12 protein-coding genes are annotated in these 14,059 nt (G+C 67.3%); 8 read left to right on the top strand and 4 right to left on the bottom strand.

Features of this window, described 5'->3' with window-relative positions; all coding sequences use genetic code 11:
• Window positions 1–20: 20 nt before the first annotated feature.
• Window positions 21–1,418 carry a cysteine--tRNA ligase gene (cysS, locus tag BSE24067_RS25625; RefSeq protein WP_151065660.1) on the bottom strand — a complete coding sequence of 466 codons (1,398 nt, stop codon included), beginning with the start codon at window positions 1,416–1,418 and terminating at the stop codon, window positions 21–23.
• Window positions 1,419–1,652: 234 nt separating this feature from the next.
• On the opposite strand from cysS, the gene BSE24067_RS25620 reads away from it, so the two are divergent.
• The 4 genes from BSE24067_RS25620 (at window position 1,653) to BSE24067_RS25605 (ending at window position 4,399) form a co-directional block, all read left to right on the top strand.
• Complete coding sequence (locus tag BSE24067_RS25620) at window positions 1,653–2,375, top strand: tetratricopeptide repeat protein (RefSeq protein ID WP_170297500.1); 723 nt, start codon at window positions 1,653–1,655, stop codon at window positions 2,373–2,375.
• Window positions 2,376–2,415: 40 nt separating this feature from the next.
• Window positions 2,416–2,991, top strand: a complete 576-nt coding sequence (locus BSE24067_RS25615) for a peptidylprolyl isomerase (RefSeq protein WP_151065661.1) — start codon at window positions 2,416–2,418, stop codon at window positions 2,989–2,991.
• 88 nt (window positions 2,992–3,079) lie between these two features.
• On the top strand, window positions 3,080–3,571 hold the full coding sequence (locus tag BSE24067_RS25610) for a peptidylprolyl isomerase (RefSeq protein ID WP_040144534.1): 492 nt from the start codon (window positions 3,080–3,082) through the stop codon (window positions 3,569–3,571).
• 27 nt (window positions 3,572–3,598) lie between these two features.
• Window positions 3,599–4,399, top strand: coding sequence for a UDP-2,3-diacylglucosamine diphosphatase (locus tag BSE24067_RS25605; RefSeq protein ID WP_151065662.1), 801 nt, complete (start codon window positions 3,599–3,601; stop codon window positions 4,397–4,399).
• 75 nt (window positions 4,400–4,474) lie between these two features.
• Here the strand turns inward: BSE24067_RS25605 and cysE are convergent, their stop codons facing one another.
• Both cysE and BSE24067_RS25595 read right to left on the bottom strand, forming a co-directional pair.
• Window positions 4,475–5,248 carry a serine O-acetyltransferase gene (gene cysE / locus BSE24067_RS25600; protein WP_151065663.1) on the bottom strand — a complete coding sequence of 258 codons (774 nt, stop codon included), beginning with the start codon at window positions 5,246–5,248 and terminating at the stop codon, window positions 4,475–4,477.
• 332 nt (window positions 5,249–5,580) lie between these two features.
• Window positions 5,581–6,405 carry an RNA methyltransferase gene (locus BSE24067_RS25595; RefSeq protein WP_151065664.1) on the bottom strand — a complete coding sequence of 275 codons (825 nt, stop codon included), beginning with the start codon at window positions 6,403–6,405 and terminating at the stop codon, window positions 5,581–5,583.
• Between the two features lie 279 nt (window positions 6,406–6,684).
• Here BSE24067_RS25595 and BSE24067_RS25590 point away from each other — a divergent pair, with 279 nt between their 5' ends.
• The 4 genes from BSE24067_RS25590 (at window position 6,685) to BSE24067_RS25575 (ending at window position 13,535) form a co-directional block, all read left to right on the top strand.
• Window positions 6,685–7,488 carry an inositol monophosphatase family protein gene (locus tag BSE24067_RS25590; RefSeq protein WP_006751612.1) on the top strand — a complete coding sequence of 268 codons (804 nt, stop codon included), beginning with the start codon at window positions 6,685–6,687 and terminating at the stop codon, window positions 7,486–7,488.
• A gap of 309 nt (window positions 7,489–7,797) precedes the next feature.
• Window positions 7,798–9,420: an NAD(P)/FAD-dependent oxidoreductase gene (locus tag BSE24067_RS25585; RefSeq protein ID WP_151065665.1), complete on the top strand. Its 1,623-nt coding sequence runs from the start codon at window positions 7,798–7,800 to the stop codon at window positions 9,418–9,420.
• A gap of 205 nt (window positions 9,421–9,625) precedes the next feature.
• Window positions 9,626–12,283, top strand: coding sequence for a DNA mismatch repair protein MutS (gene mutS / locus BSE24067_RS25580; RefSeq protein WP_151065666.1), 2,658 nt, complete (start codon window positions 9,626–9,628; stop codon window positions 12,281–12,283).
• Window positions 12,264–13,535, top strand: a complete 1,272-nt coding sequence (locus tag BSE24067_RS25575; RefSeq protein WP_174904900.1) for a metallophosphoesterase family protein — start codon at window positions 12,264–12,266, stop codon at window positions 13,533–13,535. Before mutS ends, BSE24067_RS25575 begins: the two co-directional genes overlap by 20 nt.
• On the opposite strand, the gene BSE24067_RS25570 is transcribed toward BSE24067_RS25575, so the two are convergent.
• Entirely contained in the window at window positions 13,515–14,057 is a 543-nt protein-coding gene (locus BSE24067_RS25570) for an FKBP-type peptidyl-prolyl cis-trans isomerase (protein WP_151067002.1), read from the bottom strand. The two genes, BSE24067_RS25575 and BSE24067_RS25570, sit on opposite strands and share 21 nt — an antisense overlap.
• Window positions 14,058–14,059 lie beyond the last annotated feature (2 nt).

The following is a 14,059-nucleotide window of genomic DNA, read 5'->3' as shown; positions in this document are numbered from 1 at the left end:
GTCAGTGGAACGCGCCGCGCTCATACGCGACGCCATTCGGTCGATCCGCCCGGTTTGTCTTCAAGAGCGATGCCGGCGTCGAGCAGTTCCGCCCGAATCCGGTCCGCTTCGGCATAGTCCTTCGCTTGTTTCGCCGCGACACGCGCGGCGATCCTCGCTTCGATTTCGTCGGCTGCGAGCCCGCCCGCCTGCGCGGCACCGGTGCCCTGCTGCAGGAACGCGCGCGGTTCGCGGCCGAGCAGGCCCAGCAGGCCCGCCAGTTGTTTCAGTTGCCGCGCGAGCGATGCATCGCGCGTGCGGTTGACCTCGCCCGCCAGTTCGAACAGCGTTGCCACTGCGACCGGCGTGTTGATGTCGTCGTTCATCGCGGCCGCGAAACGCTGCGCATGCGGCTCGTTCCAGTCGAGCGCGAGCGTGTCGGGCTCGACGTCCTTCAGCGCCGTATAGAGACGCGTGAGCGACGCGCGCGCATCGTCGAGGTGCACGTCGCTGTAGTTGAGCGGCGACCGGTAGTGCGTGCGCACGATGAAGAAGCGCATGACCTCGGCGTCGTACCGCTCGAGCACTTCGCGGATCGTGAAGAAGTTGCCGAGCGATTTCGACATCTTCTCGTTGTCGACCTGCACGAAGCCGTTGTGCATCCAGTAATTGACGAACGTCTGGCCGGTCGCGCCTTCGCTCTGCGCGATTTCGTTCTCGTGGTGCGGGAATTGCAGGTCCTGCCCGCCGCCGTGGATGTCGAAATGCTCGCCGAGCAGCGTGCAGCCCATCGCGGAGCACTCGATGTGCCAGCCCGGCCGCCCCATCCCGTACTTCGACGACCACGACGCGCCTTCCGGATCGTCCGCCTTCGCGCGCTTCCACAGCACGAAATCGAGCGGATCTTCCTTCGCGTCGTTTGCGGCGACGCGCTCGCCCGCGCGCAGGTCGTCGAGCGACTTGCCCGACAGCTTCCCGTAGTTCGCGAACTTGCGCACCGAATAATTGACGTCGCCGTCGCTCGCCTGATACGCGTAGCCGTTCGTCTCGAGCTGCTCGATCATCCCGAGCATCTGCGGAATGAACTGCGTCGCGCGCGGCTCGATGTCGGGCCGCTGAATGCCGAGCGCCGCCTCGTCCTCGTGCATCGCGCCGATGAACCGGTCGGTCAGCGACTTGATCGTCTCGCCGTTCTCGACCGCGCGCCGGATGATCTTGTCGTCGATGTCGGTGATGTTGCGCACGTACGTGACGCGATAGCCGATCGCACGCAGCCAGCGCTGGACGAGGTCGAACACGACCAGCATGCGCGCGTGGCCCACGTGACAATAGTCGTAGACGGTGATCCCGCATACGTACATCCGCACTTCGCCGGACTGGCGCGGCACGAAAACTTGCTTGTCACGCGCGAGCGTGTTGTAGATGCGCAGTGATTCCATAGAGATGAACCGTGAGCCGAAGGAAACCGCCCTGGCGAAGCTCGCCCTGCATGCGACACGGACGAACTACCCGTTGCGGCACGACGCCGCGCGTCCTCGATATCACATGGGGCGGTCAGGCTGCAAGCACAGCGGTGACGGCCACGAGAGGCAAAGAAAGACTGTCTGCGGCTCGCCGGAACGCGCAGACGTTTTGTTAGAATGGCTCGGAGTATAACATTCCGATTTACGCCTATGAAACCTCATCGCGGCCGCGCGCCGAGCGCTGCGACCCTCGTTGCGACCGCCGTCATGGGCGTCGCACTGACGCTCTTCGCGGCCCCCGCGGCGCATGCGCAAAAGGCTCCGGCCACCGCCGACGGCACGCCCGAAATCGACGCGTCGATCGCCGGCAAGCAGTGGAAACAGGCGCTCGCGCAACTCGACGCGCGTATCGCCGCGAACCCGCACGACGTGCAGGCGCAGTTCAAGCGCGGCACCGTGCTCGCGCGCCTGAACCGCGACGACGACGCGATCCAGCAGTTCGTCGCGATCACGCAGGCCTACCCCGAACTGCCCGAGCCCTACAACAATCTCGCGGCGCTCTACGCGAAGCATGGCCGCTACGACGAAGCGCGCAGCGCACTCGTCACGGCGACGCAAGCGAACCCGAGCTACTCGCTCGCGTACGAGAACCTCGGCGACCTGTACCTGCGCCTCGCGTCCGAGTCGTACAAGCGCGCGCAGTCGCTCGGCCGCACGAGCGGCGCGACCGCACAGCGACTCGCCGACCTGCAGAAAATCGTGTCGCCGCCGAAGCCCGCAGCAGGCGCGCACAACGTCACGCCGGCCACGCGCGCGTACTCCGACCGCGCCGCCGCGAACGTGAGCACCACCACGCTGCCGATGTCGCCGACGTTCCAGTTCAGTGGTCCGTCCGGTGCGCTGGCGGCGCCGTACGTCGCGCCGTCGCAGTAAAGCGGCGCGCCCTTCCTTCCCTCCCAACCTGAGGATCGCAATGAAACGTCTGTTGCTGGCGCTTGGCGGCGCCGCCCTTCTCGCGACCGCGCCTGCCTTCGCGCAATCGGCCACCGCGCACCCGGTCGTGCAGCTGAAGACCTCGCAGGGCGACATCCGCGTCGAGCTCTACCCGGAGAAGGCGCCGAAGACGGTCGCCAACTTCCTCGATTACGTGAAGGCCGGCCAGTACAACGGCACGATCTTCCATCGCGTGATCAAGGGCTTCATGATCCAGGGCGGCGGCTACAAGACCAACTTCGAGGAGAAGCCGACCCGCGCGCCGATCCCGCTGGAAAGCCGCAATGGTCTGAAGAACCTGACGGGCACGATCGCGATGGCGCGTACCAGCGATCCGAACTCGGCCACCGCGCAATTCTTCATCAACACGGTGGACAACGGCGGCCTCGACTACCCGAACCCGGACGGCAACGGTTATGCCGTGTTCGGCAAGGTCGTGTCGGGCCTCGACGTCGTGAAGAAGATCGAAGGCGTGGCGACGACCTCGCGCGGCCCGATGCAGGACGTGCCGGCCCAGCCGGTCGTGATCGAATCGGCGAGCATCGTCTCGAAGTAAGCACCTGCCGGCACGTCCGGCGCCACACGCGGCCGCGTCGTACGACCGGCCGCGTGCCATTTAAACCGCCATACCGAAGGAATTCATCATGGTTGAACTGCACACGAACCACGGCGTGATCAAGCTCGAACTGGACGCCGCGAAGGCACCGAAGACGGTCGAGAACTTCCTGAACTACGTGAAGAAGGGCCACTATGACGGCACGGTGTTCCACCGCGTGATCAACGGCTTCATGATCCAGGGCGGCGGCTTCGAGCCGGGCCTGAAGCAGAAGCCGACCGACGCGCCGATCGACAACGAGGCGAACAACGGCCTGAAGAACGACAACTACACGATCGCGATGGCGCGCACGAACGATCCGCACTCGGCGACCGCCCAGTTCTTCATCAACGTGAACGACAACGACTTCCTGAACCACTCGTCGCCGACGCCGCAAGGCTGGGGCTACGCGGTGTTCGGCAAGGTCGTCGAAGGCCAGGACGTCGTCGACAAGATCAAGGCCGTGAAGACGGGCAACGCGGGCTTCCATCAGGACGTGCCGACCGACGACGTCGTGATCGAAAAGGCCGTGGTGGTCTGACGCACCAGCCGTTACGGAGGCACTTCGATGTTGCAGGAGAGTCCGCCGCGAAGCGTCTCCGCGGGCGTGCCGGGCGAGCGCGAATACGCGCAAGCCGCACGCCCGTTCCTGTTTCTCTCCGATCTGCATCTGAGCGAGGCGATCCCGAAGACGGTCGCCGCGTTCGAGCATTTCGTGAAATACACAGCCGACAGCGCCGACTCGGTATTCATTCTCGGCGACCTGTTCGAATACTGGATCGGCGACGACGTGCTCGACGACGATCCGTTCGCGGCCCGCATGGCCGCGCTGATGCATACGTTCTCCGAGCGCGGCATCGCGCTGTACGTGATGCACGGCAACCGCGATTTCCTGCTCGGGCGGCGCTTCATGAAAGCGGCCGGTGCGATGCTGCTGCCCGACCCGGCGCTGATCATGGCGTTCGGCCAGCGCATCGTGCTCGCGCACGGCGACGCGCAATGCACGGCCGATCGCGGCTATCAGGTGTTCCGGCGATTCGCGCGCAATCGCATCGCGCAGGCGCTGTTCCTCGCATGGCCGTTCCGCTGGCGCCGCGCGCTCGCGCAGCGGATGCGCTCGAACAGCGAAGCGGGCCGCATGCGCCCTGCTTCGGCGATCTACGACGTCACGCGTGAAGGCGTGGCTGCGCTGTTCCGGAAAAGCCGCGCAAGCGTGATCATTCACGGCCATACGCATCGCCCTGCCCGCCACCTCGAGCCGGGCGGGATTCGCTGGGTGCTGCCCGACTGGGATCTCGACCACGGCAAACCGCGCGGCGGTTATCTGCGCGTCGACGCGGAAGGCATCCATGCGATGCCGCTCGACTGACGCGATCGGCTGACCAAACCGCCTGACGGCGCTCGACACGACTGCCGCTGCCGAGCGCCGTCGGCACGCGGCGCGTTACGGCTGGCGCTCGACCGCCTTGCCTTCCAGCACCGCCGACAGCCTGCGCAGATCGAGGCGCGCTGCGTCGGCGCCCTGCAGCGTTTCCAGATGCGTGCCGAGTTGCTCGAGCGCCGCGACGATCTCGTCGACGCGCCGGCTCTCCTTCGCCGCGTGATCGATCAGCCCGTGGATTGCGAGCGACATCGGGTCGTCCGCGTTCGGCGTGATCCCGTATGCGCAGAATGCGGCACGCTCGGGTTGCGGCTTCGGTTGCGCCGGCATCACGATGCGCGCCGGATTGCCGACAGCGGTGCCGCCCGCCGGCACCGGCTTCACGACGACCGCGTTCGAGCCGATCTTCGCGCCCGCGCCGACCGTGAAACCGCCGAGCACCTTCGCGCCCGCGCCGACGATCACGCCGGCCTCGAGCGTCGGATGGCGCTTCGCGCCGCGCGTGAGCGACGTGCCGCCGAGCGTCACGCCCTGATAGATCGTGCAATCGTCGCCGACGACCGCGGTCTCCCCGATCACGACGCCCATGCCGTGATCGATGAACACGCGCCGGCCGATCGTCGCGCCCGGATGGATCTCGATCCCCGTCAGGAAGCGGCCGACCTGCGACGCGAAACGGGCGAGCCAGTAGCGTTTCGCGCGCCAGCATGCATGTGCGAACCGGTGCAGCACGAGCGCATGCAGCCCCGGATAACAGGTCAGCACTTCCCAGGCACTGCGAGCGGCGGGATCCCGCTCGCGTATCGTCGCAACGTCTTCGCGCAGTCTAGTGAACATGATCGGATCTGGGCTGGGGAAAAGGCCGGCGTGCCTCGCCGGCAAGGGCCGGTCGTTATCTCGCCGGGTAATTTGCTTATGACGTCCGGCGATTGTAGGGCCACTCGCGCGCGGCCGCACGGCGTCGCGCGTTCACCCCGCCGGCGGCACGGGTATTCGGTCGTTGACCGCTGTTCCGGCAGGCCGACGCGACGCCGCCGGCGATTGGGTAATGCGCGATAGGCACGCGCCAACGGGTGGCCGCCATCACGGCGGCCAATGCAACGCGGCGGCCGCGACCGGCTTCACCGCCGTCGAACGCCGAAGCGCCCGGCCACCGCCATACCGGCCGCCTACGCGTCGCCTTCCGGTGTCCCGGACTTCAGCAGGATGTGCTTCGCGATGCCGCGCAGGATGTTGACTTCCTCGCGCTCGAGACCGGTGCGCGCGAACAGGCGCCGCAGCCGCGGCATCAGTTTCTTCGGATTGCGCGGATCGAGAAAATCCAGCGCGATCAGCGCGTTCTCGAGGTGCGCATACATCCGCTCGATCTCGTCGCTCTGCGCGAGCGTGCCGACGTCGGGCTGCATCGCGTACGACGACTCGCTTCCCCGCCCCAGGAACGCGACGCGCAGTTCGTACGCGAGCACCTGGACCGCTTGCGCGAGGTTCAGCGAGCTGTAGGCGGGATTCGCGGGGATATGCGCGAGCGCGCTGCATTGCTCCACGTGCTCGTTCGCGAGACCGGTGCGCTCGTTGCCGAACACGAGCGCGATGTCGCCGCCGCCGACGTGCGTGCGCGCCTGTTCGGCGGCCGCGCGCGGCGCCAGGCGCGGCGGCCCGTATTCGCGCGTGCGTGCGGTCAGCGCGATCGACCAGTGGACGCCGGCCAACGCATCGCCGAGCGTGGGCACGACCTGCGCGGACGCGAGGACGTCGTCGGCACCGCTCGCCATCGCGATCGCGTCGGGATCGCTCTGCGCGTGCGGCACGCGCGGCGCGACCAGCACGAGCCGCGAGAAACCCATCGTCTTCAGCGCGCGGGCGGCCGCCCCGACGTTGCCGGGATGGCTGGGCTCGACGAGCACGAAGCGGGTGGACGTGAAGCCGCCGGACGGCGGCGGGGACGGAGCAGCGCACGATTCGGACGGCGCGGCGGGGTTCTGCGGAGTTTCCACTACATACGGCTCGGTTCATCGGAATGGCCGTATGGTATCGCCATCGTCGCGGCAAGCCCACTCGTCCGGACGGCCAGTGGGGGTTTCCCCGTACCCCGAACCACCGAAACGCTCGAAAATCGGGTAAAATCATGCGCTTACGCGTCGCATTCCGTGCGGCGCGGGTCTTATCCGCTCTTTGTCAATTCGCGTCTCATCTCGCCCGGCATGTTTGCGCCGTTCCGGGCGGTGTGTTCCACTTCGTGGCGGCCCGTGCCGTCGGCTACAGGATCCAGGCTCATGCATCCCATGCTCAACATTGCTGTCAAGGCTGCGCGCCGCGCCGGACAGATCATCAATCGTGCGTCCCTCGATCTCGACCTGATCGAGATCCGCAAGAAGCAGCAGAACGACTTCGTCACCGAAGTGGACAAGGCCGCCGAAGAGGCGATCATCGAGACGCTGAAGACCGCCTACCCCGATCACGCGATCCTCGCGGAAGAATCGGGCGAATCGGAGAACGAATCCGAATTCAAGTGGATCATCGATCCGCTCGACGGCACGACCAACTTCATCCACGGCTTCCCGTACTACTGCGTATCGATCGCGCTCGAGCACAAGGGCGTCGTCACGCAGGCCGTCGTCTACGATCCGAACAAGAACGACCTGTTCACGGCCACCCGCGGCCGCGGCGCGTACCTGAACGACCGCCGTATCCGCGTCGGCCGCCGCGACCGCCTCGCCGACGCGCTGGTCGGCACGGGCTTCCCGTTCCGCGAAAAGGACGGCCTCGATGCATACGCGCGCCTGTTCACCGAAATGACGCAAGCCTGCACGGGTCTGCGCCGCCCGGGCGCGGCCGCACTCGATCTCGCGAACGTCGCGGCGGGCCGCCTCGACGCGTTCTTCGAGCAGGGCATCAACGTGTGGGACATGGCGGCAGGCAGCCTGCTGATCACCGAAGCCGGCGGGCTCGTCGGCAACTACACGGGCGACGCCGACTTCCTGCATCGCCACGAGATCGTCGCGGCGAACCCGAAGATCTACGCGCAGATGATCCCGATCCTGAACCGCTACAGCCGCGTGCATCCGGCAGCGGAGTAAGTCCGCGCCGCGCCGTGCGGCGCGGCTTTCGCATCAACCACTCGCTGGCACGGTCATGATGGAGCGCTTGCCTCGTTCCGGTCGTCCGGAGCGCGAAGTACTCTTCTTCTCGCAGGGGTCGCGTCAGGCGCCCGTGCCGACCTTGCCCGAGTGGTCCGGTGTGGCCGGCGTGCCACCGCGCGCCGCGCGTTTTCCGTCGCCGAATGATCGGCTCGCGGGATGCGCGCGCCGCGAACGACGCCGCCGGCATGCCGGCCCCCGCCCGTCTCAACACCGCCACGGCTTCGTGGCGACCGTATCCGACTACTCATGTTACGGCTAAGCGAAATCAAACTCCCGCTCGACCATCCCGAGAGCGCCCTCGAAGCCGCGATTCGCGCGCGCCTCGAGGAGCTTGGCGTGGCCGCAGACGGGCTCCTCCGCTACACGGTGTTCCGCCGTGCGCACGACGCGCGCAAGCGCTCCGACATCAAGCTCACGTATATCGTCGATGTCGAGGTCAAGAACGAAGCGGCCGTGCTGCCGCGCCTCGCCGGCACGCCGCATTGCGGCGTGACGCCCGACATGACGTACCACTTCGTCGCGAAGGCGCCCGAGCATGGCAACTTCCTGCGTCCGGTCGTGATCGGCATGGGGCCGTGCGGGCTGTTCGCCGGGCTGATCCTCGCGCAGATGGGCTTTCGCCCGATCATCCTCGAGCGCGGCAAGGCCGTGCGCGAGCGCACCAAGGACACGTTCGGCCTGTGGCGCAAGAGCGTGCTCAATCCCGAGTCGAACGTGCAGTTCGGCGAAGGCGGCGCCGGCACGTTCTCCGACGGCAAGCTGTACAGCCAGATCAAGGATCCGCACCACTACGGCCGCAAGGTGCTCGACGAGTTCGTGAAGGCCGGTGCGCCGGAGGACATCCTGTATCTGAGCCGGCCGCACATCGGCACGTTCCGCCTCGTCAGCATGGTGGAAAAGATGCGCGCGAGCATCCACGAGCTGGGCGGCGAAGTGCGCTTCGAAACCCGCGTCGAGGACATCGACATCGATCAGGGCAAAGTGCGCGCGCTGAAGCTGTCGAACGGCGAAACGCTGCGCTGCGATCACGTGGTGCTGGCCGTGGGCCACAGCGCGCGCGATACGTTCCAGATGCTGCACGATCGCGGCGTCTACGTGGAAGCGAAGCCGTTTTCGCTCGGTTTCCGGATCGAACATCCGCAAGGCGTGATCGATCGCAGCCGCTTCGGCAAGTTCGCCGGCCACAAGCAGCTCGGCGCGGCCGACTACAAGGTCGTCCACCACTGCAGCAACGGACGCGCGGTCTACAGCTTCTGCATGTGCCCGGGCGGTACCGTGGTCGCGGCGACCTCCGAGCCCGGCCGCGTCGTCACCAACGGGATGAGCCAGTATTCGCGCGCCGAGCGCAACGCGAACGCGGGCATCGTCGTCGGCATCACGCCGGAAGACTATCCGGGCGGCCCGCTGGCGGGTATCGCGTTCCAGCGCAAATGGGAAGAGCGCGCGTTCGAGCTCGGCGGCGGCGACTACAGCGCGCCGGGCCAGCTGGTCGGCGATTTCATCGCGGGCCGGCCGTCGACGTCGCTCGGCTCCGTGGTGCCGTCGTACAAGCCAGGCGTGCGCCCAACCGACCTCAGCACCGCACTGCCCGACTACGTGATCGAAGCCATTCGTGAAGCGCTGCCGCAGATCGACCGGAAGATCGCCGGGTTCGCGATGCACGATGCGGTGCTCACCGGCGTGGAGACGCGCACGTCGTCGCCGATCCGGATCCGGCGCAAGGACAACTACCAGAGCGTGAACGTCGAAGGGCTGTATCCGGCGGGCGAAGGCGCCGGGTATGCAGGCGGCATCTATTCGGCAGCCATCGACGGGATCGAAGTCGCGCAGGCAGTGGCGCTCGATCTGGTTTCGACGCTGGGGGCCTGAACGGTTCGAGACCCCGGCGCGCGCGATTCGTTGCGCCGGGTGATACCGGCTGTCAATGCCTGACGACGGGCGAGAGCGGATCGCCGGGGCGGCCGACTGCCGCCGGTCCGCTTTCCCGCAACTGGCCGAACGGCCAACTTCGCGCTTGCGCACCGAAGCCGCTGGTAAACTCGGGCAACCCAAGCAACAACTTTACGCCGGATCTATGACCACGCTGTCGCCCGAAGCCTTTGCTGGCCACACTCCGATGATGCAGCAGTACCTGCGCATCAAGGCCGATCACCCCGACACGCTCGTCTTCTACCGGATGGGCGACTTCTACGAGCTGTTCTTCGACGATGCGGAGAAAGCGGCACGCCTGCTCGACCTGACCCTCACGCAGCGCGGCGCATCGGCGGGCAACCCGATCAAGATGGCCGGCGTCCCGCATCACGCGGTCGAACAATATCTCGCGAAGCTCGTGAAGATGGGTGAATCGGTCGCGATCTGCGAGCAGATCGGCGACCCCGCCACGTCGAAGGGCCCGGTCGAACGCAAGGTCGTACGCGTCGTCACGCCCGGCACGCTGACCGATGCGGCACTGCTGTCAGACAAGAACGACGTCTACCTGCTCGCGATGTGCACCGGTCACAACAAACGCGGCGTCGCAGTCAACATCGGCCTCGCATGGCTGAACCTGGCGAGCGGCGCGCTGCGGCTCGCCGAAATCGAGCCCGACCAGCTCGGCGCCGCGCTCGAACGCATCCGCCCCGCCGAAATCCTCACCGCGGACGGCGCGACCGACGCCGTGCCCGCGGGGGCAGGCGCGATCAGGCGCGTACCGGCGTGGCACTTCGACATCGCATCGGGCACCCAGCGCCTGTGCGACCAGCTCGACGTCGCGGGCCTCGACGGCTTCGGCGCACATTCGCTGACAAGCGCATGCGGCGCGGCCGGTGCGCTGCTGCTGTACGCTGCGGCCACGCAGGGCCAGCAACTGCGTCACGTGCGCAGCCTGAAGGTCGAAAACGAGACCGAATACATCGGGCTCGATCCGGCGACGCGCCGCAACCTGGAATTGACCGAAACACTGCGCGGCACCGAATCGCCGACGCTGTATTCGCTGCTCGACACTTGCTGCACGACGATGGGCAGCCGGCTGCTGCGTCATTGGCTGCATCATCCGCCGCGCGCATCCGTCGTCGCGCAGTCGCGCCAGCAAGCGATCGGCGCGCTGCTCGACGCGCCCGCGAACGCTAGCCTCGACGCATTGCGCAGCGCGCTGCGCCAGATCGCCGACGTCGAGCGGATCACCGGGCGTCTCGCGCTTCTGTCCGCGCGGCCGCGCGACCTGTCGAGCCTGCGCGACACGTTCGCCGCGTTGCCGGCATTGCGCGAGCGCATCGGCGCGATCGTCGCGAACGCGGATGCGCTTGCGCGCGTCGACGCGGCGCTCGCGCCGCCCGCCGAATGCCTCGACCTGCTGACGAGCGCGATCGCGCCCGAGCCGGCCGCGATGGTCCGCGACGGCGGCGTGATCGCTCGCGGCTACGATGCGGAGCTCGACGAGCTGCGCGACATCTCCGAGAACTGCGGACAATTCCTGATCGATCTCGAAGCGCGCGAACGTGCGCGCACGGGCATCGCGAACCTGCGCGTCGAATACAACAAGGTGCACGGCTTCTACATCGAGGTCACGCGCGGCCAGACCGACAAGGTGCCCGACGACTATCGCCGCCGCCAGACGCTGAAGAACGCCGAACGCTACATCACGCCCGAACTGAAAACCTTCGAGGACAAGGCGCTGTCCGCACAGGAACGCGCGCTGGCCCGCGAGCGCGCGCTGTACGACAGCGTGCTGCAGGCGCTGCTGCCGTTCATTCCCGAGTGCCAGCGCGTCGCGTCGGCGCTCGCCGAGCTCGACGTGCTGGCCGCATTCGCCGAGCGTGCGCGCACGCTCGACTGGGTCGCGCCCACGTTCACCGACGAGATCGGCATCGAGATCGAACAGGGCCGCCACCCGGTCGTCGAAGCGCAGGTCGAGCAGTTCATCGCGAACGACTGCCGATTCGGCGCCGAGCGCAAGCTGCTGCTGATCACCGGTCCGAACATGGGCGGCAAGTCGACGTTCATGCGACAAACGGCGTTGATCGCGCTGATGGCGTACGTCGGCAGCTACGTGCCCGCGAAGTCGGCCTGCTTCGGCCCGATCGACCGCATCTTCACGCGCATCGGCGCGGCCGACGACCTCGCCGGCGGCCGTTCGACGTTCATGGTCGAGATGACCGAAGCCGCCGCGATCCTGAACGACGCGACGCCGCAAAGCCTCGTGCTGATGGACGAAATCGGCCGCGGCACGTCGACGTTCGACGGCCTCGCGCTCGCGTGGGCAATTGCACGCCATCTGCTCGCGCAGAACGGCTGCTACACGCTGTTCGCGACGCACTACATCGAACTGACGCAACTGCCGGCCGAATTCCCGCAGGCGGCGAACGTGCACCTGTCGGCGGTCGAGCACGGCCACGGCATCGTGTTCCTGCACGCGGTCAACGAAGGCCCGGCGAACCAGAGCTACGGGCTGCAGGTCGCGCAGCTCGCGGGCGTGCCCGCGCCGGTGATCCGCGCGGCGCGCAAGCATCTCGCGTATCTCGAACAGCAGTCGGCCACGCAGCACACGCCGCAGCTCGACCTGTTCAGCGCGCCGCCGGCTGCGGATAACGCGTTCGAAATCGCGGACGCGCCGGCGCCGTCCGCCGCCCCGCATCCGGCGCTCGAAAAGCTGCGCGACATCGATCCCGACGACCTCAAGCCGCGCGACGCGCTCGATCTGCTGTATGAATTGCGCGCGCTGGTCCGCTCGCACGATGCCGACGGGCACGCATAAACGCGCGCGGCCAGGTGTGCCGGCCCGCGCCGCCGCCGCACTGATCGCGGCGGCGCTCGCGCTGGCCCAGGCCGGCGCGCTGGCCGCGCCGCCGAAGCGTGCGGCCGCGCCCTACTCGTTCGCGGTCGTGTCCGGCGTGATGGACGCACCGGCCGACGAGCCGGCCGCCCAGCGGCTGCTCGAAGCGATCGCGCGCGAGCGCAACCTCGCTTTTGTCGTCTATGCAGGCGACATCAAGGGTGCGAAGGAAGCATGCCGGGATGCGCTGTACACGCAGCGCGGCGCGATCCTGAACGCGACGCGCGTGCCGCTCGTGTTCGTGCCCGGCCACGACGACTGGGTCACCTGCGGCACCGCGGCCGGTGGCGGCTACGACCCGGTCGAGCGGCTCGACTTCCTGCGGCAGACGCTGCTTGCCGACGCGGCGCTGCCGGACGCCGGCGCACTGCCTATCACGCGCGAAAGCGAAGTCGCGCGCTTCCGGCCGTATCGCGAAAACGCGCGCTGGATGCGCGACGACGTCGTGTATGTCGCACTGAACGCGCCGGCGCCGAACAATCATTTCCTGACGGCCGGCGGCCGCAACGGCGAGTTCGAAGACCGCGTGATCGCGAACGGCTTCTGGATCGACCATGCAGCCGAATATGCGAAGCGGCGCGAAGCGCGCGCGATGGTGGTGATTTTCGAAGGCGACCCGCAATTCGATCGCTACGAACGCGCCGAACGTTTTGCGTGGTTGCGTTTCAACCGGCCGCGCGTGCGCGACGGCTTCCGTGAACTGAAACGTACGCTGGTGAAGGCGGCGGCGACGTTCCGCGGCCCGATCCTGGTGATGCACGCGAGCAGCGAGCGGCTGGCGAACGGTTTCGTGATCGATCGCCCGCTGCATGCGGACGACGGTGTGCTGGTGGGAAACGTGACGCGTGTCGCGATCGGACCGCATCATCCGGCGAATCAATGGGTCAAGGTGACGGTGTCGCCGGCACGGCAGACGATCTTCAACGTGAGCCTGCAGGACGTGCCGAAGAACCTGCCGGTTCCGCCCGCGCTGCCGGTCGGGCCGCGCGACGATGTCCCGCTGCCGCAGATGCCCGAGATTCCGGCGTTGCCGGCCTTGCCCGACTCGTCGTCGGTCGCGCCGCCGCTGCAGGGCGACGGCACGACACCGGGCGGCGCCTCGTGGCCCGCGCCGCCCGCTGCTTCCGGGCCGGCGCCCGGTCTGCCTGCCAGTTCAGTGCAGGGTGCGCCCTGACGGCGTGTCGCCGTCTTCGTCTTCGTCCTCGTCGACAATTTCGAGCCCTTCCGCGCCGTGCGCGTGCTCATGCTCGATTTCGTCGTCGGTCGCTTCGCGCACGTCCTTGACCGTGAGCGCGAACCGCAGCGCCATGCCCGCGAGCGGGTGGTTGCCGTCGAGCACGACCTTGTCTTCGGCGATGTCGGTGACCGTATAGATCAGCGAATCCACCTCCTCGTCGCCGTCTTCCGGCGTGCCTTCGAACTGCATGCCCACTTCGAGCGGCTCGGGAAAACGATCGCGCGGCTCGATCTTCACGAGTTCGGGATCGTAGTCGCCGAACGCGTCCTGCGGCTCGAGCTGAACCTGCGCCTGATAACCGGGCTCCTGGCCGTCGAGCTGTTCCTCGATCTTGGGGAACGTGCCATCATAGCCGCCGTGCAGATAAACCATCGGCTCGTCGCTTTCCTCGATCAGATTGCCTTGCGCATCCGACAGCTTGTAAGCGACCGACACGACGGTGTTTTTTGCGATTTTCATCC

Origin of the sequence: Burkholderia latens, from assembly GCF_902499045.1 — a bacterium.
GTDB classification, from domain to species: domain Bacteria; phylum Pseudomonadota; class Gammaproteobacteria; order Burkholderiales; family Burkholderiaceae; genus Burkholderia; species Burkholderia latens.
This window is presented reverse-complemented; position numbering and strand designations above follow the sequence as displayed.